The organism is Agathobacter sp. (assembly GCF_977054825.1).
This window is the reverse complement of sequence record NZ_CDRTEH010000001.1, coordinates 182,720-207,619: the sequence shown is the minus strand read 5'-3', so window position 1 is coordinate 207,619 and position 24,900 is coordinate 182,720. Positions and strand designations below refer to the sequence as shown.

Annotated in this window: 23 protein-coding genes; 1 reads left to right on the top strand and 22 read right to left on the bottom strand. The window is 42.2% G+C overall.

Features of this window, described 5'->3' with window-relative positions; genetic code table 11:
• The first annotated feature begins 86 nt into the window (after nt 1–86).
• On the top strand, nt 87–275 hold the full coding sequence (locus ACW6PM_RS00960) for a hypothetical protein (RefSeq protein ID WP_456055898.1): 189 nt from the start codon (nt 87–89) through the stop codon (nt 273–275).
• Between the two features lie 242 nt (nt 276–517).
• On the opposite strand, the gene ACW6PM_RS00955 is transcribed toward ACW6PM_RS00960, so the two are convergent.
• The 22 genes from ACW6PM_RS00955 to ACW6PM_RS00850 form a co-directional block, all read right to left on the bottom strand.
• A complete protein-coding gene (locus ACW6PM_RS00955) occupies nt 518–3,301 on the bottom strand; it encodes an NB-ARC domain-containing protein (protein ID WP_456055897.1) in 2,784 nt (927 codons plus the stop codon).
• A 28-nt stretch (nt 3,302–3,329) separates the two neighbouring features.
• On the bottom strand, nt 3,330–3,632 hold the full coding sequence (locus ACW6PM_RS00950; protein WP_456055896.1) for a type II toxin-antitoxin system RelE/ParE family toxin: 303 nt from the start codon (nt 3,630–3,632) through the stop codon (nt 3,330–3,332).
• 3 nt (nt 3,633–3,635) lie between these two features.
• Nucleotides 3,636–3,884, bottom strand: a complete 249-nt coding sequence (locus ACW6PM_RS00945) for a type II toxin-antitoxin system prevent-host-death family antitoxin (RefSeq protein ID WP_456056079.1) — start codon at nt 3,882–3,884, stop codon at nt 3,636–3,638.
• Between the two features lie 196 nt (nt 3,885–4,080).
• Nucleotides 4,081–4,407 carry a winged helix-turn-helix domain-containing protein gene (locus ACW6PM_RS00940; protein ID WP_138345387.1) on the bottom strand — a complete coding sequence of 109 codons (327 nt, stop codon included), beginning with the start codon at nt 4,405–4,407 and terminating at the stop codon, nt 4,081–4,083.
• Nucleotides 4,408–4,580: 173 nt separating this feature from the next.
• Nucleotides 4,581–5,399, bottom strand: coding sequence for a helix-turn-helix domain-containing protein (locus ACW6PM_RS00935; RefSeq protein WP_456055895.1), 819 nt, complete (start codon nt 5,397–5,399; stop codon nt 4,581–4,583).
• A 447-nt stretch (nt 5,400–5,846) separates the two neighbouring features.
• Nucleotides 5,847–7,205 carry an NADP-specific glutamate dehydrogenase gene (gdhA, locus tag ACW6PM_RS00930; protein WP_308651020.1) on the bottom strand — a complete coding sequence of 453 codons (1,359 nt, stop codon included), beginning with the start codon at nt 7,203–7,205 and terminating at the stop codon, nt 5,847–5,849.
• Between the two features lie 109 nt (nt 7,206–7,314).
• The gene (locus tag ACW6PM_RS00925; protein WP_117714753.1) at nt 7,315–7,809 is read right to left on the bottom strand and encodes a MarR family winged helix-turn-helix transcriptional regulator; all 495 of its coding nucleotides are present in this window, start codon (nt 7,807–7,809) and stop codon (nt 7,315–7,317) included.
• A 12-nt stretch (nt 7,810–7,821) separates the two neighbouring features.
• Nucleotides 7,822–8,790, bottom strand: coding sequence for a beta-ketoacyl-ACP synthase III (locus ACW6PM_RS00920; protein ID WP_055161833.1), 969 nt, complete (start codon nt 8,788–8,790; stop codon nt 7,822–7,824).
• Nucleotides 8,791–8,808: 18 nt separating this feature from the next.
• Entirely contained in the window at nt 8,809–10,578 is a 1,770-nt protein-coding gene (locus ACW6PM_RS00915; protein ID WP_456055894.1) for an acetyl-CoA carboxylase carboxyltransferase subunit alpha, read from the bottom strand.
• A gap of 14 nt (nt 10,579–10,592) precedes the next feature.
• The gene (gene fabZ / locus ACW6PM_RS00910) at nt 10,593–11,021 is read right to left on the bottom strand and encodes a 3-hydroxyacyl-ACP dehydratase FabZ (RefSeq protein ID WP_015515908.1); all 429 of its coding nucleotides are present in this window, start codon (nt 11,019–11,021) and stop codon (nt 10,593–10,595) included.
• 37 nt (nt 11,022–11,058) lie between these two features.
• Nucleotides 11,059–12,291 carry a beta-ketoacyl-ACP synthase II gene (fabF, locus tag ACW6PM_RS00905; protein WP_118390172.1) on the bottom strand — a complete coding sequence of 411 codons (1,233 nt, stop codon included), beginning with the start codon at nt 12,289–12,291 and terminating at the stop codon, nt 11,059–11,061.
• Nucleotides 12,288–13,028: a 3-oxoacyl-[acyl-carrier-protein] reductase gene (fabG, locus tag ACW6PM_RS00900; RefSeq protein WP_456055893.1), complete on the bottom strand. Its 741-nt coding sequence runs from the start codon at nt 13,026–13,028 to the stop codon at nt 12,288–12,290. Before fabG ends, fabF begins: the two co-directional genes overlap by 4 nt.
• The gene (gene fabD / locus ACW6PM_RS00895; RefSeq protein ID WP_055062382.1) at nt 13,015–13,941 is read right to left on the bottom strand and encodes an ACP S-malonyltransferase; all 927 of its coding nucleotides are present in this window, start codon (nt 13,939–13,941) and stop codon (nt 13,015–13,017) included. The genes fabG and fabD overlap by 14 nt, the downstream gene beginning before the upstream one ends.
• Nucleotides 13,942–14,034: 93 nt before the next feature.
• A complete protein-coding gene (gene fabK / locus ACW6PM_RS00890) occupies nt 14,035–14,943 on the bottom strand; it encodes an enoyl-[acyl-carrier-protein] reductase FabK (RefSeq protein ID WP_456055892.1) in 909 nt (302 codons plus the stop codon).
• Nucleotides 14,944–14,948: 5 nt separating this feature from the next.
• On the bottom strand, nt 14,949–15,182 hold the full coding sequence (acpP, locus tag ACW6PM_RS00885; protein WP_012743902.1) for an acyl carrier protein: 234 nt from the start codon (nt 15,180–15,182) through the stop codon (nt 14,949–14,951).
• Between the two features lie 553 nt (nt 15,183–15,735).
• The gene (locus tag ACW6PM_RS00880; RefSeq protein WP_456055891.1) at nt 15,736–16,611 is read right to left on the bottom strand and encodes a PD-(D/E)XK nuclease family transposase; all 876 of its coding nucleotides are present in this window, start codon (nt 16,609–16,611) and stop codon (nt 15,736–15,738) included.
• A 454-nt stretch (nt 16,612–17,065) separates the two neighbouring features.
• On the bottom strand, nt 17,066–17,743 hold the full coding sequence (gene thiT, locus ACW6PM_RS00875; protein WP_456055890.1) for an energy-coupled thiamine transporter ThiT: 678 nt from the start codon (nt 17,741–17,743) through the stop codon (nt 17,066–17,068).
• Nucleotides 17,744–17,858: 115 nt separating this feature from the next.
• Nucleotides 17,859–20,249, bottom strand: coding sequence for a transglycosylase domain-containing protein (locus ACW6PM_RS00870; RefSeq protein WP_456055889.1), 2,391 nt, complete (start codon nt 20,247–20,249; stop codon nt 17,859–17,861).
• A gap of 254 nt (nt 20,250–20,503) precedes the next feature.
• Nucleotides 20,504–21,049 carry a stage V sporulation T C-terminal domain-containing protein gene (locus ACW6PM_RS00865; RefSeq protein ID WP_456055888.1) on the bottom strand — a complete coding sequence of 182 codons (546 nt, stop codon included), beginning with the start codon at nt 21,047–21,049 and terminating at the stop codon, nt 20,504–20,506.
• A 130-nt stretch (nt 21,050–21,179) separates the two neighbouring features.
• Nucleotides 21,180–21,989 (bottom strand): nucleotidyltransferase family protein, encoded by an 810-nt coding sequence (locus ACW6PM_RS00860; protein WP_456055887.1) that lies wholly within the window; start codon nt 21,987–21,989, stop codon nt 21,180–21,182.
• Complete coding sequence (locus ACW6PM_RS00855) at nt 21,986–24,361, bottom strand: xanthine dehydrogenase family protein molybdopterin-binding subunit (RefSeq protein ID WP_456055886.1); 2,376 nt, start codon at nt 24,359–24,361, stop codon at nt 21,986–21,988. The genes ACW6PM_RS00860 and ACW6PM_RS00855 overlap by 4 nt, the downstream gene beginning before the upstream one ends.
• Nucleotides 24,342–24,875, bottom strand: coding sequence for a (2Fe-2S)-binding protein (locus ACW6PM_RS00850; RefSeq protein ID WP_448755112.1), 534 nt, complete (start codon nt 24,873–24,875; stop codon nt 24,342–24,344). Before ACW6PM_RS00850 ends, ACW6PM_RS00855 begins: the two co-directional genes overlap by 20 nt.
• Nucleotides 24,876–24,900: the final 25 nt, after the last annotated feature.

Below are 24,900 nucleotides of genomic sequence, written 5' to 3'. Positions count from 1 at the left end.
AGTTTTGAGGTAGTTTGTATATCACGTGTATAGAATTATTGTTAGACAATTTTAATTAGCATCTATTTGTGAAAGAGCTGCAAATTATGAATGATATTATTATTGAAAATGGGAATAACTCTGTTTTAGGCTCTGATGGAACGCATTATCCCAATCTAAAATATGATATCATCAGGCCTCATTACGGAAAATATGGTCTGCTCCTGAAACTATTTCTCCACAAGTATCATAATGGATATCACGCTACATCCCATGCTTTGAGGGAAGATGATTGAGCACCTAAATCAATTTAAAACTACAACCAATATCCGCATAGTCTTTTTTATACCAACTACAAAAGATGCAGCATTCTGATGAATCTCTCAAGGCTCGTGATCAGATGTCTTGTATCCTTCAGATGAATTATATTTATAATACAGAGGAAGATATCATTCTAAATGAAATAATATACATATTTTCTCTTACAAACAATGTAATCCCCCGCACATGCTAATAAACACTGGCTGCTTATTAGTATCTAGCTTTCTATCGACACAAAACACACATTTTGTGCATGTCTTTTTCCATTTTCTTCTACACCTACAAAAGTAACATCCTTTCCCAATATATCGTCCGATAATTGAACATACTCTTTAAAAGCGTTTAAGAAAGTCAAATACGTAAGTCCTGGACTACTTGCACTTTCTATAATAACAAATTTCTTTTCCACATTATATCTAATTATTTTTCCATTTTTACGATTTTGTTCCTTAGCAAGTTTTTCGCATACTCGTTTATACCTATCTGTTATAACTCCCTTGCTGATTCTCCTAATATTACGTTCTTCCTTTGCTAGATATTGTCTAGCTTTATCATATTTACCAATAGCACAATATATGTTTGCCATTAATAAAACTCCTCTATCATGATATTCTATTTCACGATATCTACTAAAAGGAAGTTGAACCAATTCCTTTAGAATACCCAATGCTCTTTCATAATCTTTCTGTTTATCATACACCGTACCATATGTATACAATATGTCCATATGCAACTCTTTGGCTTTATTATCATGTCTATCTATTTTTAATACTTTTTGAATTGCAACTAATGCCTCCTGTATTCTTTGAGTTGCTTGTGCATAATCCCGGTCTTCAACTAATATTTCTGCCCACTTTTTTAAATTTTCTGCAATAGAAGTATAATTAATTATTAAATGTTTATTATGCGGAATCCCTTCGACCAATTCAAGTGCTTCCCTATACAATTTATCTGCTCGCTGAAAGTCTCCCAATCTACTAATTGCTTGAGCATATGAATTCAAAACAACATTATCCTTAGGAGACAATTTATATGCCTTTTCATAATAATTGTATGCTTCTTTTATTTTATCACTTTTACGCTTAATATTACCCCAAACCAACCAAATTTGAGTATCATCTTTATTCAATTTCGATGCTTTTTCCATTAATGCATCAGCCTCCGCCCAATGAGACTCCATAGACTCAATAATTGCCCAATTTCTATATATTGATGCAAAACGTGGCGCAATATTAACTGCTTTTTTAAAAGTATCCACTGCATCAAGATAACTTCCTGCTTGATATTTTTGATATGCGGTTTGTGCTAACATCGAGGCAATCTTTTCTTCTTCTGTAGTTGCACCGAAATTAGACAGGCTAAATCTGTATTGCACTTTAGCGCGTTCAGCTTCCTCCAGAGTTGTTTCTACCGTTACCATTCTGTCTTGTAATTGACCTTTAATATCTCTATTTTTATCTAATTCAACCTTAACATACCCTCTCGTCAATGGTAACAAAGAATAGTAACTGTTAATTTCACCATTATGTTTATTTACTTTCTGTTCCGGCAGTATTAAAGATACAATAAGTAAATCGCGAATACAGTCCTCAAAAGAAATATCATCCAAATTTGATATATATTTTAGAACTCCTTTTGGAACCGCCTCATTGTCTAAACATAAAGCATATAATATACTTTTAGCTTCTAATGAAAGTTCTGAAAAAACTTGTTCAAAACAGAATTTTGATATATCGCTCGACTGCTCATTTATGCCATCAACTACAGACATAATATTTTTCCCAAGAGCCGCTTGTCCCAAAACCCATTTTATAGCTAATGGATAGCAGTATACCTTCTTAACATAACTACGAATCAATGCTTCTTCTGCACTCTGTAATTCTTTTAATCCTTTTTCTTTACATATAATCCTAAATAGATGTATAGCATCCTTCTCTCTTAATTCTTTCAGGTCATATCGGCGCTCTACTTGTCCTAATCCTCTTCTACTTGTAATTATAAAATTAACATGAGGATGAGAATCCAAAATAAAATTGATAATTCTTTCATCTGTAATAGTTTCCAAATTATCTATTATCAAAAGTACCCTATTACATGCATCAAATAAATCGTTAATGTCGCTTTCTTTCTTATCATTATCTTCACCATAACTATCTGCATCAAAACCAACAACATTTAAAATGGTATCTAATAATTCATCATAATTTTTTAATGTGGGTTCCAAATCTTCGATTCCCAAATATGAAAGTTTATTTTCCTTTGCACTTACCCATACAACAAAATCATATTCAATAATATTATCTCGAATAATATCATTGACAATCTTCAATGTAAGAGCAGATTTACCTACACCGCCTGCTCCTGCAATAGTAATAACTCTATGCGTGTTGGATTTTAACATTTTTATTATTTTTTCTTCATCATCTGTTCTTCCAACAAATCCACCTTCATATTCATAATCCGCAATAGGTAAATTATTAATTATATTTGCTGTATACTCGTCTTCATAAAATTCAATTGGAACTTTTGTTACCAATTCTTGCGGTACCTCTAATAAATTCTCTATAAATTCATCTAATGCCTCATCAGGCTCAATCATGCCATGATTTATTTTCTTCGATTCATCTATAAGATTAGTCAAATCTGTATTAGTAAAATAACTTCTTATATGTGCAATTTTAATTCTTAAATCATATAGACTTTGCATTAATTCTTCAAAATCACTTTTGGACAACTTGGATATATCCATCACATACGAGTAATTATCCTTATACAATAAAATTTCCTTTATATGTATAAAATCAATGTTTTCCATTAATGCTTCTAAATTCACCATCTCGCTTCCACGTTTCTGAGCGGCGATCAAGACACCTTTAGGAACAATTGCCTCCAACTCATCTTTAATTATTCCTAATTTTTCAACACATTTTTCTCTCAATATTTTTTCTAATCTTGCTATAACTGTATATCCATAATCTCGTGCCTCAAATTTAAATTTCATTTTCTTCCGTACCTTCTCTCTTATATACTTAATCAACAAATGTGTTTGTAATATCCTGATATCGATTTACCACTCGATAAATCTCCACATACTCTTTTCCAATCTTATACAGCACAACATAATTCCCGCAAATCACATACTTATAATCCGTCCGGAAGCTGACCCTCTTGGCAAGATCAGCTCCCATATACGGAAATTGCTGTATAGTCTCAAATCTGGCATATATTTCCTGAATTGTTTTTACTGCCATTTCTTCATTGTCTTCGGCAATAAACTCTTTAATTTTCTTTAAGTCCTCTGCCACAATAGGGTTAATCCGTAATTTCATCATAAGCTATACCCCTACAGATTTCTTGAGTTCATCCATGCTCATCCAGGCACTCTCATCCTTAACTGCTTCTTCTGCTTCCTGCAACTTCATGAGCAGTTTTTTTTCTGCCATTTCACGTTCATAATCCTCCATATCCATAACCACAAACTTGCCTCTGCCATTTTTGGTCAAAAACACTGGTTCTCCGACTTGGCAATTTTTTAATACTTCATTATAATTTCTTAAATCTGATACAGGTAATATATTCGGCATAAAATCAATTCCTTTCTTAGATATAATTTCTTTATTTACATATATATTATACAAAAAGAAGCTGTGTAATTCAACGAAGAATTTTACAGCTTTCTTTGTTTTTTCATACAACCTCATCGTAATATGACCGTAAAGCGCTATTGCACATTAACAACCATATAAAAAGCAAATATTACAAATGCTCTACAATACCTGCTCATTTTAGTTTGTTATTAAATTTATAGCCGACTCCCCATACCGTCTGTATGTAAATTGGCTTGCTGGGATTATCCTCTATCTTTTCCCGTATGTTACGGATATGGCTCATGACAATGTTGTAATCACCGAAATATGGTTCTTTCCAAACACTATTATATATCTGCTCTTTACTAAACACTCTGCCCGGATTTCCTGCTAATAAATGCAAAATTTCAAATTCAGTAAAGGTCAAATCTATTTCCTGTTTCTGCTTTCTTACCAAACGTTTTGCAACATCTATTTCCAATCCATCGAATCTTAATTCTGTTCTTGCATTTTCTACCACCTAAAATGCCTTCGTTCCTGTACTGACATAAGAAACTATATGGTTTAGTATTCCTTCCTCGCTGTCTTCAAATGTCAGTATTAACATTTTCCCATATATGTACCTCACACTAACATTTTTTAAATAACGTTTAACTTCTGAACCTTGAATTTTCAAGCGACTCAGAAAATAGCCTATCTTACAAAACCTTTTTTTCGTGCATAATCTCCAATTATAAAAGCAACTGATACTATCAACAGGATAAATACGGATAATATATCCCAAACATCAATCACAGGTTCTCCAATTAATTTTGATAATGTAATATTTATCAAAAGTGTGAACGGAATTGCAAACAAAAATGTAATTCCTGTTGCCAACAGTTTTCGTTCCTTGAGTCGATAATACAGAATATAAATTATCCACAAAAAAACTAGTGTATAAATGGACATAATCGCACCAATGTTGAATACTTCATTGACTCTTATCAAAATACTTAATATGTACATAAATGGTAAAATGAGAATACTAATGGCAACCATCGCTACCAAAACACCTTTTTTCCCTAACAATATAACAGGAAAAGATGCTATCCATGTAATCAAAATAGAACTAAGTGTAATAAGTGACCATGTAAGGGTGCCCGAAATAGCAACATCACATATACAACATACTAGAATACCAATAACCATGGTAATTGTATATATTATTGATATTATAGTATTCTTGTTCATATTATTCTCATCTTTTCGTTTTAATTCAATGAGATTTTCGCTGACTTTTTCTTCGTAATTATTCATTTCTATCCTCTCCCCACTTAATAGTTCATTGACCGTAACATCTAAGATATTGCAAAGTTCCAACATGATAGATGAATCGGGCATACATTTTCCTGTCTCCCATTTGGAAACAGCTCTGTCAGTGATGTTTAACTTTTCTGCTAATTGTGCTTGTGTCAGACCTTTTTCTTTTCTGCAACTAGCAATAAACTTTCCTGTATCAATTTGATTCATTACAATATGCCTCCTTTCACGCTACACTTTACAATTTTTATCAGTTTTTGTACACAAACTGTAAGTGGAATTATCAAACTCAACCATAGGTTGGGAGAGGTATTCTATTTGATAAATGCCGTTTTCTTCAACAACACCATTTTACCACACGCGCACACACAATTCTATTAAAACCGTTTTCTTCGCTTTAACCGATACTTGAATCATCTTGAAAAACCCCGGATGAAATGCTTCAAAAAATCATCCAAAATCAGTAAAAACGAGTGTATACCACCTGTATATCACCTGTGTATCACGTGTATATAACGACCTCAAAACAACGTAAATTATCTTCTATTTATGAATATTCTGACAATTCTTTTGTCATTTCAATACATAAAGAAAAGCCCCAGAAATTCAACATTTCCAGGACTTCTCAATATCTTATATTATCTTAGAAATTCTTAATTAGCATACACCCTGTGCGAGCATAGCATCTACTACCTTCTCAAATCCGGCAATATTCGCACCAGCTACATAGTCAGTCTTTCCACCAACTGTTGCATCGTATCTCTTAGCAGCATCGCTGATGTTAGCGTAGATTGTCTCCATGATGCCCTTGAGCTTTCCGTCAACCTCTTCGAATGTCCATGAAAGTCTCTCAGAGTTCTGGCTCATCTCAAGTGCTGATGTAGCAACACCACCTGCATTGGCAGCTTTACCACCTACGAAGAGTACTCCGTTCTCCTGAAGGTATTTTGTAGCCTCAAGAGTTGTAGGCATGTTAGCACCCTCTGTAACAGATGTAACACCGTTTGCTACGAGCATCTTTGCATCGTCAAGATCTAACTCGTTCTGTGTAGCACATGGAAGAGCAAGGTCTACCTTGTACTGCCATACGCCGTGCTCACCATTCTCTTTTGCATGGTACTCAGCGCTTGACTTAGCTGCAGCGTACTCTGTAAGACGTGCACGCTTAACCTCTTTAACCTCTTTAAGGAGTGCAACATCGATTCCTTCAGGATCATAAATCCAGCCTGTAGAATCAGAACATGTAACAACCTTAACACCGAGCTCCTGTGCTTTCTCGATAGCGTAGATAGCAACGTTTCCTGAACCTGAAACTGCTGCTGTCTTTCCGTTTAAGTCAAGTCCGTTGTCCTTCCATAATGCGTTTGTAAGGTATAACAGACCGTATCCTGTAGCCTGTGTACGGGCAAGTGATCCACCGTATGTAAGTCCCTTACCTGTGAGAACTCCCTCGAATGATCCGCGGATTCTCTTGTACTGACCGAACATGAAGCCGATCTCTCTTGCGCCTGTTCCGATATCTCCGGCAGGAACATCAATATCTGCTCCGATATATTTAGAAAGCTCTGTCATGAAGCTCTGGCAGAATGCCATAATCTCTCTGTCTGATTTGCCCTTAGGATCAAAATCAGAACCACCTTTACCACCACCGATTGGAAGTGTTGTAAGAGAGTTCTTGAAGATCTGCTCAAATCCTAAGAATTTGATGATTCCAAGGTTTACTGAAGGGTGAAGTCTGAGTCCTCCCTTGTATGGTCCGATTGCGTTATTGAACTGTACACGGAAACCTCTGTTTACCTGTACCTGACCATTGTCATCTACCCATGGTACTCTGAACATGATCTGACGATCCGGCTCTGTGATTCTCTCGAGGATAGCATTCTTTTTGTAAAGCTCCTCATTTGCCTCGATTACAGGTCTTAAAGAATCAAGTACCTCTGTTACTGCCTGTAAAAACTCAGGCTGGTCAGCGTTTTTCTTCTGTACTACTGCGAGTACTTCATCAACATAGCTCATTTTTATATCTCCTTTACAAAATTATTTTTCACATCAACAAGTTTATTTTATATAAATTTATTGCTATAATCAAGTAATTTTTGAAGGTTTTATATAAAAAAAATTCATTTTATTTATTATCTTCATTTATATTATCCCAATTCTGGTACTGATTCTCCTCATCATCGGAATATACCACCTTGAAATAATCCGAGAGTTTTGCAAGTGAAGTTATAAGAACTTTCATTTCGTCATCCGAAAGACCATCCTTTATATGCTCTATCATATGACGGTGAAACTGCTCATGATGATAGTATGCACTCTTTCCCTTGTCAGTGAGTGAGAGCTTTACCACACGCTTATCCTCCTCACTGCGGATACGGTTCACGTATCCCTTGCGGGTGAGACCATCTATTGCCTTTGTCAGTGTGCCCAGTGTGATAGACATAAGCTTGGCTACGGTGCCGGAGCGCTTTGGCTCATCGACTCCTATTGCCTCTATTATATGCATATCGTTGATAGAAATATCAGAAAATTCGTCTGTTATCAGACATCTGCCCTCTATCTCTGTCAAATCCTTGAACAGACACACCAATAATTCATTTAAAGTTTCATCTGCCGTCATAAATACCTCTTTCTATTGCCACTCTATGGCGCAGGCTCCCCATGTAAGTCCTGCTCCAAAGCCTGATAAAATTATTTTTTCCTCATGCTTTATCATACCATCTTTGCGGACTTTATCAAGCAAAATCGGCACACTTGCCGCAGAAATATTTCCACACTGCTGTAAATTGGTCGGAAATTTGTCCATAGGCTGCTTAAGTCTCTTGGCAACCGACTCAATAATACGGATATTGGCCTGATGCAGCACATAGACATCCACATCATCTGCGCTCCAGCCGATTTCATCAAGCAGCTCATTTATAGCCTTTGGCACTGTCTTTACCGCAAACTTGTATACAGCAGGACCGTCCATGGTGACATAGCCACCGAGTGCAGACTGCTTTCCATTGTCAGTAAACGGATTGACTACAGGACGGTTGTCTCCGTCAAGCGCCTCACCGCCTTTTCCGTCCGAGCCCTGTACAAAGCCCTTAAAAGCATCGCCCTCGTCTGTCACAACCGCTGCTCCTGCTCCGTCTCCGAAGAGCACACAGGTGCTTCTGTCATTCCAGTCCATTATTTTTGAAAGTACCTCAGCTCCCACTACGACTGCCTTGTGAAACCTGCCGGTCTTAAAATACGCATCCGCTGTGGCAAGCCCGAATAAAAAGCCTGAGCATGCGGCATTTATGTCAAATGCCACTGCACTGCCAGCACCTATCTCAGCCTGAATCTGACATGCCAGCGACGGAACGATTTTGTCCGTGGATACACTTGCTGCTATTATCAAGTCTATCTCACTTCCGTCAATCCCCGCATCCTGCAGCGCACTTTTTACTGCATCACATGCAAGTGATGTGGTTGTCTCAGTCGTTGCAATGTGTCTGTTTCTTATTCCTGTACGCGAGCTGATCCACTCGTCAGATGTGTCCATTATGGCTGCCAGGTCATCGTTTGAGACCACTCTCTGTGGCAGGCAGCTTCCTGTTCCAACTATCTTCATAGAATTTCCTTTCCGGGACTAGAACTTGCGGAAACGCTTGTATCTTTCCTCCAAGAGCTGGTCCTTTGTCAATTTGCTTTCTTTTTCCAAGAATTTCTTCATGTTGCCCTTCATGTAGTTTCCGATTGATGAAAGGGCATCCTCGTCGGCTCCGCCAAACTCAGGTATTATATCATCCACAACATCAAGCTCCTTTAAGTCGTGTGCTGTAATCTTCATTACCTCTGCGGCTTCCTTTGCACGCTTTCCGTCCTTCCAGAGGATAGATGCAAAGCCCTCAGGCGAGAGGATTGAGTATGTGGCATTTTCCATCATCCACACTTCATTTCCTACAGAAAGAGCTAAAGCTCCGCCGCTTCCGCCTTCTCCTATCATGAGACAAAGGATTGGCACCCTGATTCCGCTCATCTCATAAAGGTTTCTTGCGATTGCCTCACCCTGTCCGTTTTCCTCTGCCTCCATTCCCGGATAAGCTCCTGATGTATTGACAAAGGTTATGATTGGACGGTTGAATTTCTCTGCCTGCTTCATGAGTCGCAGAGCCTTGCGGTAGCCCTCTGGTGATGGCATACCATAGTTTCTCTTTGCACAGTCCTCAAGGTCTTTTCCCTTGTGGACACCGATAACTGTGACCGGCTGGCCGTCTAAGTATGCGATTCCGCCTACTATAGCCGGGTCATCACGGAAATATCTGTCTCCGTGCAGCTCCATAAACTCATCAAAGATATAGTCCATATAGTCAACCGATGCAAGTCTCTTAATCTGTCTTGCGGCGCTGACCTTGTCCCATACCTTAAATGGCTTAGCCTTTGCCTCGCGCTCCTTCATAAGCTCAGTCGGCTCGTAATTGTCATCTGAGTGAAGCGGGTCAAAATTGGCATAGCCTGTGGTAGGTCTGTGAGCGCGTAAAAGCTTGTAAAGAGTCTTCTTTAAATCCTCACGCTCAACTATCATATCCACAAAGCCGTGCTCAAGCTGGAACTCTGCTCTCTGGAAGCCCTCAGGAAGCTTCTGTCCGATGGTCTGCTCGATAACACGAGGGCCTGCAAAGCCGATAAGTGCCTTTGGCTCTGCAAGAATGATATCTCCAAGCATTGCAAAGCTGGCTGTCACACCGCCTGTTGTAGGGTCTGTGAGTACAGGCACATATAAAAGTCCTGCCTCTGAGTGGCGCTTTGCTGCGGCTGAGGTCTTTGCCATCTGCATCAGCGAAATGATACCCTCCTGCATTCTGGCTCCACCTGAACAGCAGAATAATATAACCGGAAGTCTTTCCTCTGTGGCACGCTCAAATGCGCTTGTGATTTTCTCACCAACCACATGTCCCATGCTTCCCATCATAAATCTGGAATCAATTACACCAAGCACTGTCTCCTCACCGTAAATCTTTGTCTTACCGATGACAATGCCCTCAGAAAGTCCTGTTTTCTCCTGAGTCTTTGCGATTTTCTCCTCATACTCAGGGAAATTAAGAGGATTTCCTGTAGTAAGCTCTGTAAACCATGGCTCAAAGGCTTCCTTGTCAGAAACCATTCTGATTCTGTTTTTAGCACGCACACGGAAGTAATAATTACACTCATAACAGACGTATTTGTGCTGTTTTACAACTGATTTGAGCACAGTCTTGCCACACTTTGGACAAACGATTGTCTCAGGTACATCCTCTTTTGCTTCCTGTGCTGCACCGGCATTTTTGCCATCTACGGCTGTTTTTGTGCTCTCAGCGTTCTTTGCTAAAGCCTCTTCAGCCTCTATATTTTTATCTTTCTTCTTGAATAACTTCATCATGTCTCCTTATGCAATTAACCTATTGCAAATGTAAGCTCCGCCATACAGGCAACCTTGCCGTTTACCCTGGCAACAGCCTTGCCCACACCGATAGGACCCTTAACCTTTATAATCTCAGTGGTCAGCTCCAGAGTATCACCCGGAACCACCTTCTGCTTGAACTTGGCATTATTGATGCCTGCAAAATATGCAGTCTTGCCCTTCCACTCATCCTGACAAAGAATGGCAACTGCACCGGTCTGCGCCAAAGCCTCAATAATAAGCACTCCCGGCATCACCGGATTCCCCGGAAAATGTCCCATAAAATGCGGCTCATTCATAGTCACATTCTTCTTAGCCACACACTTTACACCCGGCTCCAATTCCTCAACCGTATCAATGAGGAGAAACGGACTGCGGTGCGGCAGAATATCCATAATCTGCTGTGTATTCATAATTGACATATACATCTATCCTTTCTCAATTCGCGAAGCCCCTAAATTATTTATATGCCTTGAGCAGAATACTTGCATTATGTCCACCAAATCCCAGTGAATTGCTCAGTGCATACTCAACAGGCTCCTCATAGCTGTCCTTACAGTAATTGAGGTCAATCTCCTCATCAGGAGTCTCATAGCCAACAGTTTTATGTATAAATCCGTCCTGGATTTCCTTTACACATGTGATAAACTCAACAGCTCCTGCTGCTCCGAGCAGATGTCCTATCATAGACTTTGTTGAATTGATTTTAAGATTTGCAGCCTCATCACCGAACGCAAGCTTGATTGCTCTTGTCTCGAAAAGATCATTGTGATGTGTGCCTGTTCCGTGCGCATTGATGTATTTTACATCTGCCGGTGTGACACCTGCATCGCTCATGGCATTGGTCATGGCTCTTGCTGCACCTGCGCCATCCTCCTGTGGAGATGTGATGTGGTATGCATCAGATGAGCAGCCGTATCCGACTACCTCTGCATAAATCTTTGCACCTCTTGCCTTTGCATGCTCAAGCTCCTCAAGGATAACTACTCCTGCGCCCTCGCCCATTACAAAGCCGCTTCTGTTCTTGTCGAACGGAAGTGAGCACTTTGCCGGGTCATCTACTGTTGAAAGCGCTGTGAGTGCTGTAAATCCTGCGATTCCGATAGGACATACACTGCCCTCTGTACCACCGGCTACCATCACGTCAGCCTCACCGTACTGGATGCTTCTGTATGCCTCACCGATTGTGTTTGTTCCTGTAGCGCAGGCTGTTACATCATTGATGCTCTTTCCCTTGAGACCGAACTGGATAGAAACATTTCCTGCTGCCATGTTACAGATCATGAGCGGAACAAGCAGAGGATTGACTCTGTTTGGTCCCTTTTCATAAAGCTTTTGTGTCTCACGCTCCATAGCCTGAAGGCTTCCGATACCTGAACCGATAGCGCATCCAACCATGTATGGATCTTCCTTTTCAATGTCAAGTCCGCTGTCATCAATAGCCTGCTTTGCTGCAGCTACAGCATACTGTGAGAATGGCTCCATTCTCTTTGCAGCCTTTCTGTCCATAAAATCCTGTGGATTAAAATCCTTAAGCTCTGCTGCAATGTGACATTTATAATCTGTTGTGTCAAATTTTGTGATGTGGTCAAATCCGATTTTTCCGGCCTTTACCGATGCCCAGAAATCGTCCACATTATTTCCGATTGGTGTTACTGCTCCAAGTCCTGTTACAACTACTCTTCTACTCATATTGCCATTCCTCCGTCAACAGACAGCACCTGGCCTGTGATGTAGCCTGCTGCATCTGATGCTAAAAATAATACTGCGTTTGCGATATCCTTTGTGTTTCCCGGCCTGCCAAGCGGAATCTGTGATAAAAGATTCTCCTTTGCCGCATCGGCAAGCACATCTGTCATCTCTGTCTCTACAAAGCCCGGTGCCACTGCATTTACTGTGATTCCCCTGCTGGCAAGCTCTCTGGCTACAGCCTTTGTGAGTCCTATAACTCCTGCCTTGCTGGCGCTGTAGTTGGCCTGTCCTGCATTTCCGAGTATTCCGGAAACTGATGATATATTGATAATTCTTCCTGATTTCTGCTTCAAGAAATAGCGTGACATGTGACGGATTGTGTTGAACGCACCCTTAAGGTTTGTGTCAAGCACTGCGTCATAGTCTGCCTCGCTCATCTTCATGATGAGACCGTCTCTTGTGATTCCTGCGTTGTTTACAAGGATATCTATGTGCTTGTACTCCTTGATGAGCGCTGTTATCATATTCTGGCACTCGTCAAAATCAGATACATTGCACTGATAAGAAACCGCATCACCGCCTGCTGCCTTTATCTCTTCAACAACGGCATCTGCCTTTTCCTTTGAACCATTATAATTTACTATTACAAAGGCATGTGCTGCGGCAAGTGTAAGAGCTATCTGTCTTCCAATTCCGCGGCTTGCGCCTGTAACCAGGGCATTTTTACCTGTTAACATACTTTTCAAAATCCTCCAGTTTATCTATGTTTACGACTTTTACGTCTCTATTTATCTTTCTCATAAATCCGCTGAGTGAGCGTCCCGGTCCGATTTCCACGAACTCATCTGCACCGTCTGCGATAAGACGCTCGATGGTCTGCTGCCAGCGTACTGACGATGAAACCTGCTTTGTCAGATAATCCTTGACGTCGGCCGGTGACTTCACATAGTCTGCTGTGACGTTTGTGATATATGGCACCTTGATATCGTGGATTTCTACACTCTCAAGTGCATCTGCGAGCTTCTCGCCTGCTCCCTTAAGCATTGCTGAGTGGAAAGGTCCGCTGACCTTGAGCGGTACGCATCTCTTGGCGCCTGCCTCGCTGCATGCTGCTGCGGCGGCATCTACTGCTGCCTTTTCTCCTGTGATAACAATCTGTCCCGGGCAATTATAGTTGGCTACCGATACCACTGAATTTGTCTCATCTGCTGTCTTTTTGCAGATATCCTCAATAACCTGCGGATCAAGTCCTAAAACCGCTGTCATGGCTCCCCCTGTAGGAACTGCCTCCTGCATGTAGATTCCTCTTTTTCTGACAACTGCGAATGCATCTGCCATAGTCATGGCTCCTGATGCGATGAGAGCACCATATTCCCCAAGGCTTAAGCCTGCTGTGACATCAGGTGTGATACCCTTGTCGATGATTGCCTGATATATAGCTGCTTCAACTGCAAGCATACATATCTGTGTGTACTCTGTAATGTTGAGCTTGTCATTTTCCTCAAAGCAAAGCGCCGGAATATCCAAGCCTGTCTGTTCACTGGCAAGGTCGATCACTGCCTTTGCATTTGGCATTGTATCGTAAAATTCCTTACCCATTCCTATGTACTGTGAGCCCTGTCCGGGAAACATAAATACTCTCTTACCCATTTTCGGTTTCTCCTTATTTCTGACAGGATACCGTAAGCCGCTCTTTTCAGACAGCCCGGTACCCTTAAATTTGCATGTAAAAGTGAATACTGTCTATTTGTTCAGTCCCACTACATCCTCAATTATCTCTTTGCAGGTTTGCTCTTTCTTTACGAGGCCTGCGCTCTGACCTGCCATGACGCTGCCATATACGGTATCTCCGTCTACAACGGCTTTTCTGAGTGCGCCAAGTGTCATTTTTTCGAGCTCTTCAAATGGAGCTCCTTCCTTTTCCAGCTTGAGATATTGTCTGGTCATCTTGTTTCTGAGCACTCTGATTGGATGGCCTGTGCTCATTCCTGTAACCTCGGAATCTATATCCTTGGCCTTTATAACCTTCTGCTTATAGTTTTCATGGACTATAGATTCTTTTGCTGTGACAAAGCGTGTGCCCATCTGGACCGCCTCTGCACCGAGTGCAAATGCCGCATTAAAGCCTCTGTTGTCTGCAATTCCGCCTGCTGCGATAACGGGGATATTCACTGCATCAACAACCTGTGGCACAAGTGTCATGGTTGTCTGCGCTCCGATATGTCCGCCTGACTCCATTCCCTCTGCGATCACTGCGCCTGCCCCGCCTCTCTCCATGAGCTTTGCGAGTGCTACGCTTGCAACTACAGGGATTACGATGACGCCTGCTTCTTTCCACATGTCCATATACTTTGCAGGATTTCCTGCGCCGGTGGTGACTACCTTTACCTTTTCCTCGGCGATGATTTTTGCTATCTCATCTGCCTCCGGATTCATAAGCATGAGGTTGACTCCGAACGGCTTATCTGTCTCCTTCTTTGCAGCGACTATCTGCTCCTTTACCCATGAAGCCGGGGCTCCGCCTGCTCCGATAATGCCAAGTCCGCCTGCATTGGACACAGCGCTGGCAAGCTCATGGGTTGCTACCCATGCCATGCCACCCTGAATGACCGGATATTTGATTCCAAGAAGCTTTGTTATTCTTGTCTCCATGTCTTTTAAGCCTCTACACCTTTGTTCTTAAGATACTCAATGATGTCGTTTACTGTTGCGATTTTCTCTAAATCCTCTGAAGGGATTTCTACTCCGTACTCCTCCTCGAGTGCCATTACAAGCTCGAAAAGATCTAATGAATCTGCCTCAAGATCCTCCTTGAAGTTTGACTCTAATTTGATATCATCCTCGTCGATTCCTAACTGATCTGCTACGATTTCCTTGATTTTCTCCAACATATTTCTGTTCTCCTTTTTCTGTGTTTATTTTCGGTTTTGTGTGCTGGTATATTTGCACTAGTTTGCGTGTCAAATATTTTCCTTATCAAATCATTTGACAGTGAAAGTATATCACATTTTAAATAGTTGTCAAGTCAAAGTATTTTTTATTTTTCATTTTTTATATGGTACGGGACTTGTGGGGCGGGTGAGGGACAGTGGCACAGCTTACAATGGTTTACGCTGCGCTGCTAAGATACTGTACGAATTATGCTTATAGTTTTTTGTAGCCGGACGAAACCGGCTTTTATGCGCCATCCATGGCACATAACGCCTTGCCCCACCGTCCATGGTGGGGCATTTCTGTATTTCAAAGCATAATTCTACATTATCTAAGCAACTCCGCTATTCAACCGTTGTAAGCTGTGCCACTGTCCCTCACCCGCCCCGCAAGTCCCTCACACTGTGACAATAATATACAATAAAAAAGCAGACTGTAATTTTGAGTGGTCAGCTCAATTTTACAGTCTGCTCTATATTTTGTTTATATGGTTATGGATTTACCAATGATGCATTATACCGGCTCCGGAAGCTTATATCCGGCTTCGCTCATTGATTTTTTGAACTCTTCAAGCGATAATCCAGCTTTTTCAGCACCTCTTTGTACAGAGTAGTCTCTATCCTGTACAGATAAATATATCTCTGTACGACGCCCTGTCTGAATGCCTTCCTGTTTTTGTTCCTCACCATATTCTTTTGCATATTCCATTGCATACTTTCTTACAGCTTCACTCATAGCACCACGTCCTTCCTTTTCTTTATAATAAGCCACTGCTTTTGACAATATCTCACTTTTTATCTGCTCCGGCCTGCACTGATGAAAATCTCTCATCATACGGCCTATATCATCATTACCTTCATACCTTCCATTTACATAGATGATATGTGAACCGTCCTCAAAGACTTCGCCTGTTTCATCAACACGTCTTTGAATGTGATAAAATGGCAGTCCTTTTCTGAACTTATCGTGATCATAAATAAAAATCACATAGGAATCCTTAATCTCCTTAAACTCCTGTCCTTCCTTCAGCATCCTCGCATCCATCATACTGCTGTGATATCTGGCTCTTCTGACATGCGAGCCCTCCGCATTAATCTGCACCTCGATATCAATATGCCTGCCATCGACATCTATTGCATGCACATCCAAGGTAATACACCGTCCGCCAATCATTGGGTTTTTTAATTCATCCTGCCCCCTGACGTCTATAACCTTAATATCACGCTCCATTATTACGCGAAGCAGCAGCTCCGTTGTCTCGATATTCTGCCCGAATACAAGACTCATCAGATTGTCATCAAACAGCGTCATTTTGTCAATCAATCCGTTGATGATTACATCGTTCTGGTCATAATTACTGCCCAAAACCTCTTTTGTCTCTCCCGACATTATTCTCCTCCTGTTCAGTTGTGTGAGCAGGGAGAATATAATATCGCATGATGCGAAATCGCTTATCAATATAAAGCATCCGCAACCCCAGTCCGCTTCATTCACATAAGGTTTTCTCAATCGACATATCCATTTTCCCTGCTATTGATAGGTAACTTAAAGCATTGAAAATTTCCATGTCTTTGTCGAAAAATACTAAGTGGTTCTACCCTCTTCAAAGTGATACGCACCGATGAAAATGTGTACTGTGGTGTCGCTCAACAGAAATATAATGCTTTGGCTTGATTGTAGCATAGTGAACCGTATTTGTCATTATATTTTCGTCTGTAAGATTGCAATTTTATGTTTTTCGAGTATTTTGTTTTACTTTTTTCGAATAACAAAAAGAGCAGGACAAGTATTTCTACCTATTCTGCTCCTTTTTACATAATTTAATTGTTTAGATATAGATTATCTACCGGCTGTTCGCCATCTGCTTCACGTAGTCGAGTGCCTTCTTAACCGGTGGGATTGATATCACTATGATTGTGATAATTCCCTCTGCAGCAAGGTATGAACCATTGTAGGTCACTGAATATATGAGCGCATCTATCGTCTTGTTTCCTATCGTGACAGGTGCATATGCTGCAAAGAACACAACTCCCGACAGCACTGCAAAGAAAAATCTACCTATGACTGCCACTATGTACCCCTTGATAAGTCCATATTTCTTATTGGTAAACATGCCCGCCATTCCGAGCGCTCCAAATGCAAATATATAATCTACAAGCATCTGCGGAAGGCTAACTATGTATGGATTGGTCACGAGCTGAAGTATGCCGTAGGCTACAGCCGCCGTAAGTCCGGGTCCCACTCCGTACCAGTATCCTATTAATACGATAAAAAGCATGGAAAGCAGTGTCACAGAGCCTCCCATCGGAAGGCTGAAAAGCTTGATAAATGATGTGACTGTCGCAAGTGCTATGGCCATCGCCGAAAATACAAGCTGCCTTGCCCCTATTCTTTTGTTCTTTCCAAATACGGCACAGCCGGCTAACAGTATCGCAATCATGATGATTACGAGTGCTGTAAAACCTGCCAGCGTAAGGTTATATACTCCGTCTGTTTTACTGTAAGTTACAAATAATGACATTTTTATCTTCTTTCTATTTAAAGTACGTCTGCATGTGCAAATTTGTCAATTTAATATGCATAATATGACTTTTGAAGTATTAAAATTATTTTGTTGCACTAAGGTCCGGAAAAATCTACTGGGCTGCTCCGCCTCCGGTGGTACCACCGGTAGCTCCACCTGTGCTGTCCCCGGTGTTTCCACCTGTATTACCACCGGTGTTATCTCCGGTATTTCCACCTGTCGTTCCTCCGGTATTTCCTCCTGTGGTACCACCGGTGTTTTCTCCGGTTGTTCCACCTGTGTTGCCGCCGTTATTTTCTCCGGTTGTTCCACCTGTGTTGCCACCGTTATTTTCTCCGGTTGTTCCACCTGTGTTACCGCCGGCAGCATCTGTCTTATTCGGGTCTGTCGTAGTCTGATCCGGTGTTGTAGTTCCTGCATCAGGTGTGGTCACTGTCTGGTCTGTAGGATTATCCTGCGTCTGGTCATCGGCAGGTGTATCCTGACTATCCTGATAATCACCCGATATTTGGGCATATGGCAGGAAATCTATTGGTGTGAGATCGGCATGTATCTGATCCATGTAGGTCTTCCATATTTCTGCCGGATAAGAGCTTCCTGTCAGCTTTTTGACTGTCTCAGGCATATCGCAGCCTACCCATACACAGGTGGTGTAGTATCTGGTAAAGCCGCAGAACCAGCCGTCCTTCTTATCGTTTGTAGTTCCGGTTTTTCCGGCACAAGGCATGCCATTGTCCAGATTTGCACTGCGTCCAGTTCCGGATTTCATAACATCTGTCATGACATTAGTCATCATACGCGACGCTGTCTCTGTATATATGACGGTATCCTTCTGCGATGATGTATATATGATATTGTTGTCAGAATCCACAATCGACTTAATGCATGTCGGATTCCTGTACATTCCATCGTTCTCAAGTGTAGAATATGCAGATGCCATCTCCAGTGTGGATACACCTGTTGTAAAACCTCCAAGTGCTGTTGCTGTGACATAGTCATCCTTTACAATATTGGTAAAATTCATATCCTTGAGATACTGTAAGCCTACCTTTGGCGTGAGCTCATCATATAGCTGCCATGCTACAGTATTCAGTGACTTTTGAACGGCAAACCTGATAGTCACATCACCGTAATATGAATCACCCGAGTTAGACGGTCCTCCGTCAAACTTGTGGTCATTTACGATGGTATCCGGTGTCTTTCCACGCTCAAATGATGGTGTATACACAATGAGCGGCTTGATTGAGCTTCCCGGCTGACGATGGCTTTGGAAAGCACGGTTTAGTGTATGACTGACCGCATCCTGGCTTCGTCCACCAACTATTGCAACCACCTCGCCTGTGTCGTTGTCTATACAGGTTGCTGCACTCTGCAGCTTAAATGTGCCATCATCGGTCGTGTCTGTAAAGTCCAAAAGCGTCAGGTCAATTGAATCCTGAAGCTGCTGCTGCATGGTCAGATCAATTGATGTATAAATCTTGTAACCGTCTGAGTAAAGCTTTTTCTGACAATATGAATACATCTCATCATATGAAGCATCATACTCCTTTTCTTCCTCGTCGGAATCAAAGTAATACTTGAACTTGAAGCCCTCATTCTCCATGAGCGCCCTCGTAGCGCAGTAATATGCATAGGTATCCACATAATTGTACTTGACCGTGTCATCCTTCTCAGGCATGTTGAGGGTAATCTCCTCGTTTATGGCGGACTCATACTCCTGCTGTGTGATTTTGCCGTCTTCCTTTAGATTTTTCAATATGAGATTGCGACGTGTCAGTGTGTGATCCTTGTTGTTTATCGGGTCATAGTATGTCGGGCTGTTCGGAATCGCACACAAAAAGGCAGTCTGCGACAAATCAAGATCCGCCAGCTCACAGTTGAAATAGCCGTGGCACGCTGCCTGAATACCATAATATCCGTTCATGAAATAGACATTATTCAGGTAGAACTCCATAATATCGTTCTTCGAATATTTCCTTTCAAGCTCCATCGCTATGAACATTTCCTTGACTTTTCGCTGCCAGTTCTTGTTCGTATCCAGATAAATATTTCGGGCGAGCTGCATCGTGATGGTACTGCCACCCTGGGTAATTCTCTTGTTCTTTATGATGGACTTTGCGGCACGCACGATTGCCTTTAGATCCACACCATTGTGCTTGTAGAACTTCTTGTCCTCGATGCTGACCATACAGTTTACGAAGTTCTGCGGTATATCCTCATACTTCACATAGTCAGCCTTTTTAGTGGTGGCTGTCTCGGATATCTCGTCACCGTTTGTATCGTAGAGTGTACTCGTCCGCGCCGGTAAAAATGTGTTTTTGTCAGATTTCTGCACGAGCTCTACCGCCTCTGAGTGAAGCTTCGCAACCTTGTCTGCATATCCTCCAAAGTAGTAAAAGCATAATCCACCGAGAATCAGTACCATCAGAAAAATCTGAAGCTTTATAAAAAACCAGAAAACGCGATGCTGCTTTTTCTTCTTTTTCTTTTTCTGTTTTGCCATTTCTAAACGTTACCTCCAAACTATCGGTATACCATTGTATATCGGCATACTTTATAGATAATTGACAACTATATCCAATATGTACTGTCTATTATACTACAATGCCTCTACATCAGATAATTAATAATTGCTTAATTTTCTATTATACCTTTATAGCACAAAAGGAAGCCATCTGCTCCCTTTATCTCGCTATTTTACATCTTTATTACTGTTGTAGTCAAGTAAATAGTTTTTTACAATGCTTTTCGCTATCTCTAGCCAAGCTGGTCAGCCAGAAATTCTGCTGCTGCACCCGCCAGCTTTTCGGCAATCTCAGACTTATCGGCTTTTTCATCGTAAGCACACAGTATAACGGCTCCCGCACTATCACCATCATGCACTATTACTGCAATTGCCTGCGCTTCACAGTCAGCTTTATCGTCATTTACCACAGGTATCAGGGTATCGTCTTTTTTACTGTACAATGCACTTTTTCTCTTATCCATAATATTCTCGAGCTCTTTTGACAAAGCCTTGCCTATATAATTTTTGTGGTTTTTGCCGGCTGCCGCTATTATCTCATCCCGGTCCGCCACACATACCGTGGCTCCGGTTACCTTTGACAGGCTCTGTGCATATGCCTGTGATATATTCTTCAGGCTTCCAACCTGCGAATATTTCTTTAGCACTATCGTCTCGTCCGCATCCATATATATTTCCAGTGGGCTTCCCTCTTTTATATGCAGCATCCTGCGAAGCTCCTTTGGTATGACTATTCTGCCGAGGGAATCTACTCTTCTGGTCAATCCTGTGATTTTCACTTTATTGTCCTCCGGTTACTTTTTTGCATTTGCATTCATGCTTTGGAGGTAGTATATGGGAATTTGAATAAAATATACATTCGGTATGCACTGATACAGTGCTCTTTCATAATAGCTTTCATAATAGCTTTTATAATGTCACGGTATGTTTTGAATTTGATAAGATATCTATATCCATCAGCTCACGTTCATCTGCGATATCCACATATACACAGTCATACTTCTTTGCCACACTTCTGCCACCCTTATCACCCTCCAGTGATAAAAGCTGCGGGATAAGCGATGAATGAAATACACATGGGTTGCCCACAGCATCTCCACAGTAAAGTGAAAATACTAATTGCTCACCTCCTGTATTTTCAAGTACTTTATCTATTAATTTAATCACGCTTTGACTTTTTAAATATGGCTGGTCGGCTACTGCAAACATGTAGTATTCCTCTGTTTCGGCTGAATTTTGCGACACGCCACTGCTTTTTTCCTGCTTTTTCTGCCGCACACCATTTTTCTTTTTCTGCTCCTGCACTGCCATAATTCCTGCCTTTATGGTGAAGGATATGCCTTTTTCGCTGTCCGGACTTAAGACTGCATGGCAATCGGGGATAGATGAGCAGTAGTCCAATATTTCCCGGTAGCGGGTAACAACTGTGATATCTACGAGCGTGCTACTCGATTCTGTATTTTTTGTCTTTTTTTCAGCCTTTTTTGATAAATCGATGTCTGTGCCAATATAAGTATCAATAACAGTATCAGCATCCATTTCATAGCTGTCTAAAGGCTTGTTAGTTCCGGCATTTTCCAAATTATTATATCTGTCTTTAATTTCTATCAAACGATCAAGTAGATGCCTGTACATAGGCTTTCCATCCAGCTCATAAAACAGCTTGTTACTTCCAAAACGGCGGCTGTTTCCAGCCGCCATGTATATGATATGAATCATTTCACTCTAAGGTCCTTTTCGTGCCAGCTTGGGTCTGCCATTCCCATAAGTATTTTCTCAGGTGTGAACGGAACTGTCCTGTGCCATACACCTGTTGCACGATAAATGGCATGTGCCAGCGCAGGAGCCGGTGTATTGATAACTATCTCGCCGATTGACTTAACTCCGAATGGGCCTGACGGCTCATAGCTGGTCTCAAATTCGACATTGATATTGCCCACGTCCTGACGTGTCGGTATCTTGTACTGCATGAGGTCATTTTCTGCGATTTTTCCACCGGCATTGTAGGTGACATTCTCATAAAGTGCCATGCCGATTCCCTGTCCTATGCCGCCCTCAGCCTGCACTCGTGCAAGGTTTGGATTGACCGGGATTCCACAGTCCACAACCGCCTGATAATCAAGTATTTTAACTGCTCCTGTCTCCTTATCAAGCTCTATCTCGACCATTCCCACCATGTATGGAGGAGGTGAGACAGGTGACGAATATGTGGCGGTGACATCTACAGGGATTGTGTTGTTGACCTGTGATTTTGTTGCTATATCGGAAAGACTTACGGAAACAGCCCCATTGTCTGCACCGTCAGGATTTATGATATACACCTCTTTGCCGTCAAAATCCACCGCTGAAGCATCACAGCCCAGCATCTGTGCACCGATTTTCTTTATATTTTCACGAAGCTCAAGTGCCGCATTCTGTGTGGCCATTCCTGTGATGTAGGTGGTTGATGAGGCGTATGAACCTGAGTCATAAGGAGAAGCATCAGTATCCGCTCCAAATACTGCTATATCATCCGGCTCGCAGTCGAGCACCTCAGCCGCCATCTGCGCAAGTATCGTATCACAGCCGGTTCCCATGTCTGCCGCGCCAATCATCATGTTGTAGGTGCCACAGTCTGAAAGCTTTAAGGTACACGAGCCGACATCTACATTGGATATGCAGGAGCCCTGCATTCCAAGCGCCATGCCTGCCGCACGCACCTTGCCATTTCCCATATCGCGGACAGGATACTTTTCTGCCCAGTGGAAATTGTCTGCGCAGTGCATAATACATCTGTCGAGTGCACATGCATTGGCCGTCTCGCCAAAATATGCCGGCATAAACATGCCCTCGCGGACGATATTTTTAAGCCGAAGCTCGACCGGATCCATATGAAGCTTCTCAGCAAGCTCATTGACCGCAGACTCTAGCGCAAAAATACCCTGTGTGGCGCCATAGCCTCTGTACGCTCCTGCCGCCTGCACGTTTGTATACACAACATCACACGAAAATCTGGTTGCCTCACAGCCACCCGTATATAATGGAAGTGACTTGTGTCCGGATAAGCCGACTGTTGTGGTGCCGTGCTCTCCGTACGCACCGGTGTTGGAAAGTGTATACAGATCAATCGCTCTGATATGACCGTCCTTCATAGCGCCAAGACGCACTGTAACCTCCATCTCATGACGCGGTGATGCTATAGTCTGACACTCTCTTCTTGTGTAAATCAGCTTGCTGGCACGCTTTGTCTTCCAGGTGACAAATGCCGGATAAACCTCACAAACCGCGGTCTGCTTGGCACCGAAGCCACCTCCGATACGCGGCTTTTCAGCACGCACCATGGACTTTGGAATATCGAGCGCATTGGCCAGTATTCGGCGCAGGTGGAAAACAATCTGCGTCGAGCTGATGCAGTGAAGCCTGCCGTATCTGTCTATCTCACAGTATGCCCTGCAGGTCTCCATATATGCCTGCTGTGCTGCTTTCATGCGCCATTTATGCTCTATTATCTCATCACAATCTGCCAGAACAGCCTTCACATCACCATGCTCATCCTCCTCATGGTGCAGCAGATTTCTCTTCACATCACCTGTATTTATGCTTGATGACCAGTCATCCTCCGGGTGCACGACCACATCATTGTCAATTGCATTTCTAAAATCCAACAATGGCTCAAGCACCGTGTATTTTACCTTTATCATGTTGAGTGCCTTGTCAACTGCCTTCTCAGTCTCTCCGACCACAATGGCTACGGGGTCATCGACACATCTGACATGGCGGTCAAGAATCAGCCTGTCATACGGTGACGGCTCCGGATATGTCTGTCCCGCTATGGCAAAACGCTTCTTCGGAACATCCTCCCAGGTGTATACAGCGACCATTCCCGGCACCTTAAGAGCAATATCTGTCTTTACATCCTCGACAATTGCATTTGCATATGGGCTTCTAAGAAGCTTTATGACAAGCGCATCACGCGGTGTGATATCATCGGTAAATACCGGCTTTCCGAGTAAAAGCTGGCTTGAATCCTTCTTCGGTATACATTTTCCGACTGCGTGATAATCCTTTCTCGCGCGCTCAAAGCCGTTATCGTTAGTTTGATTTGTGCTCATTCTTCCACTCCCTTCCGATATCCTCTCCGTAAACAGGAGCCTCGAGGTTCAATGGTGCTCCCTCCTTCTTGCTGTTTAAAAAGTTTCTGAGCGCACGAAGCTGGCTCTGATACCCGGTACAACGGCACAGGTTTCCTGAAAGATATTCAAGAATTTCCTCATCAGTCGGGTCAGGATTTTCTCTCAGAAGTGCCACAATATTTACTATATAACCCGGATTACAAAAGCCGCACTGATCCGCTCCCTGTGCAGCAAAAAATCCTGTAAACTGCTTAGCTTCCTCCTCAAGTCCCTCAAGGGTATAGACCTCTCTGCCGTCTGCCCTGCCTATCGGCGTGCTGCATGACAGCACAGGCTTTCCATCTAAAAGTACTGTACAAAGACCGCAGTTGCCTGACTCACAGCCTCTCTTCACAGAAAAGCAGTTGTGCTTGCGGCAGAAGTCTAAAAGCACCATATCCTGGTCAACCGAGTCGGTTATTAACTTTCCATTTAACTTTATTTTAACATCCATATATATGAATTCCTTCCTACATAAT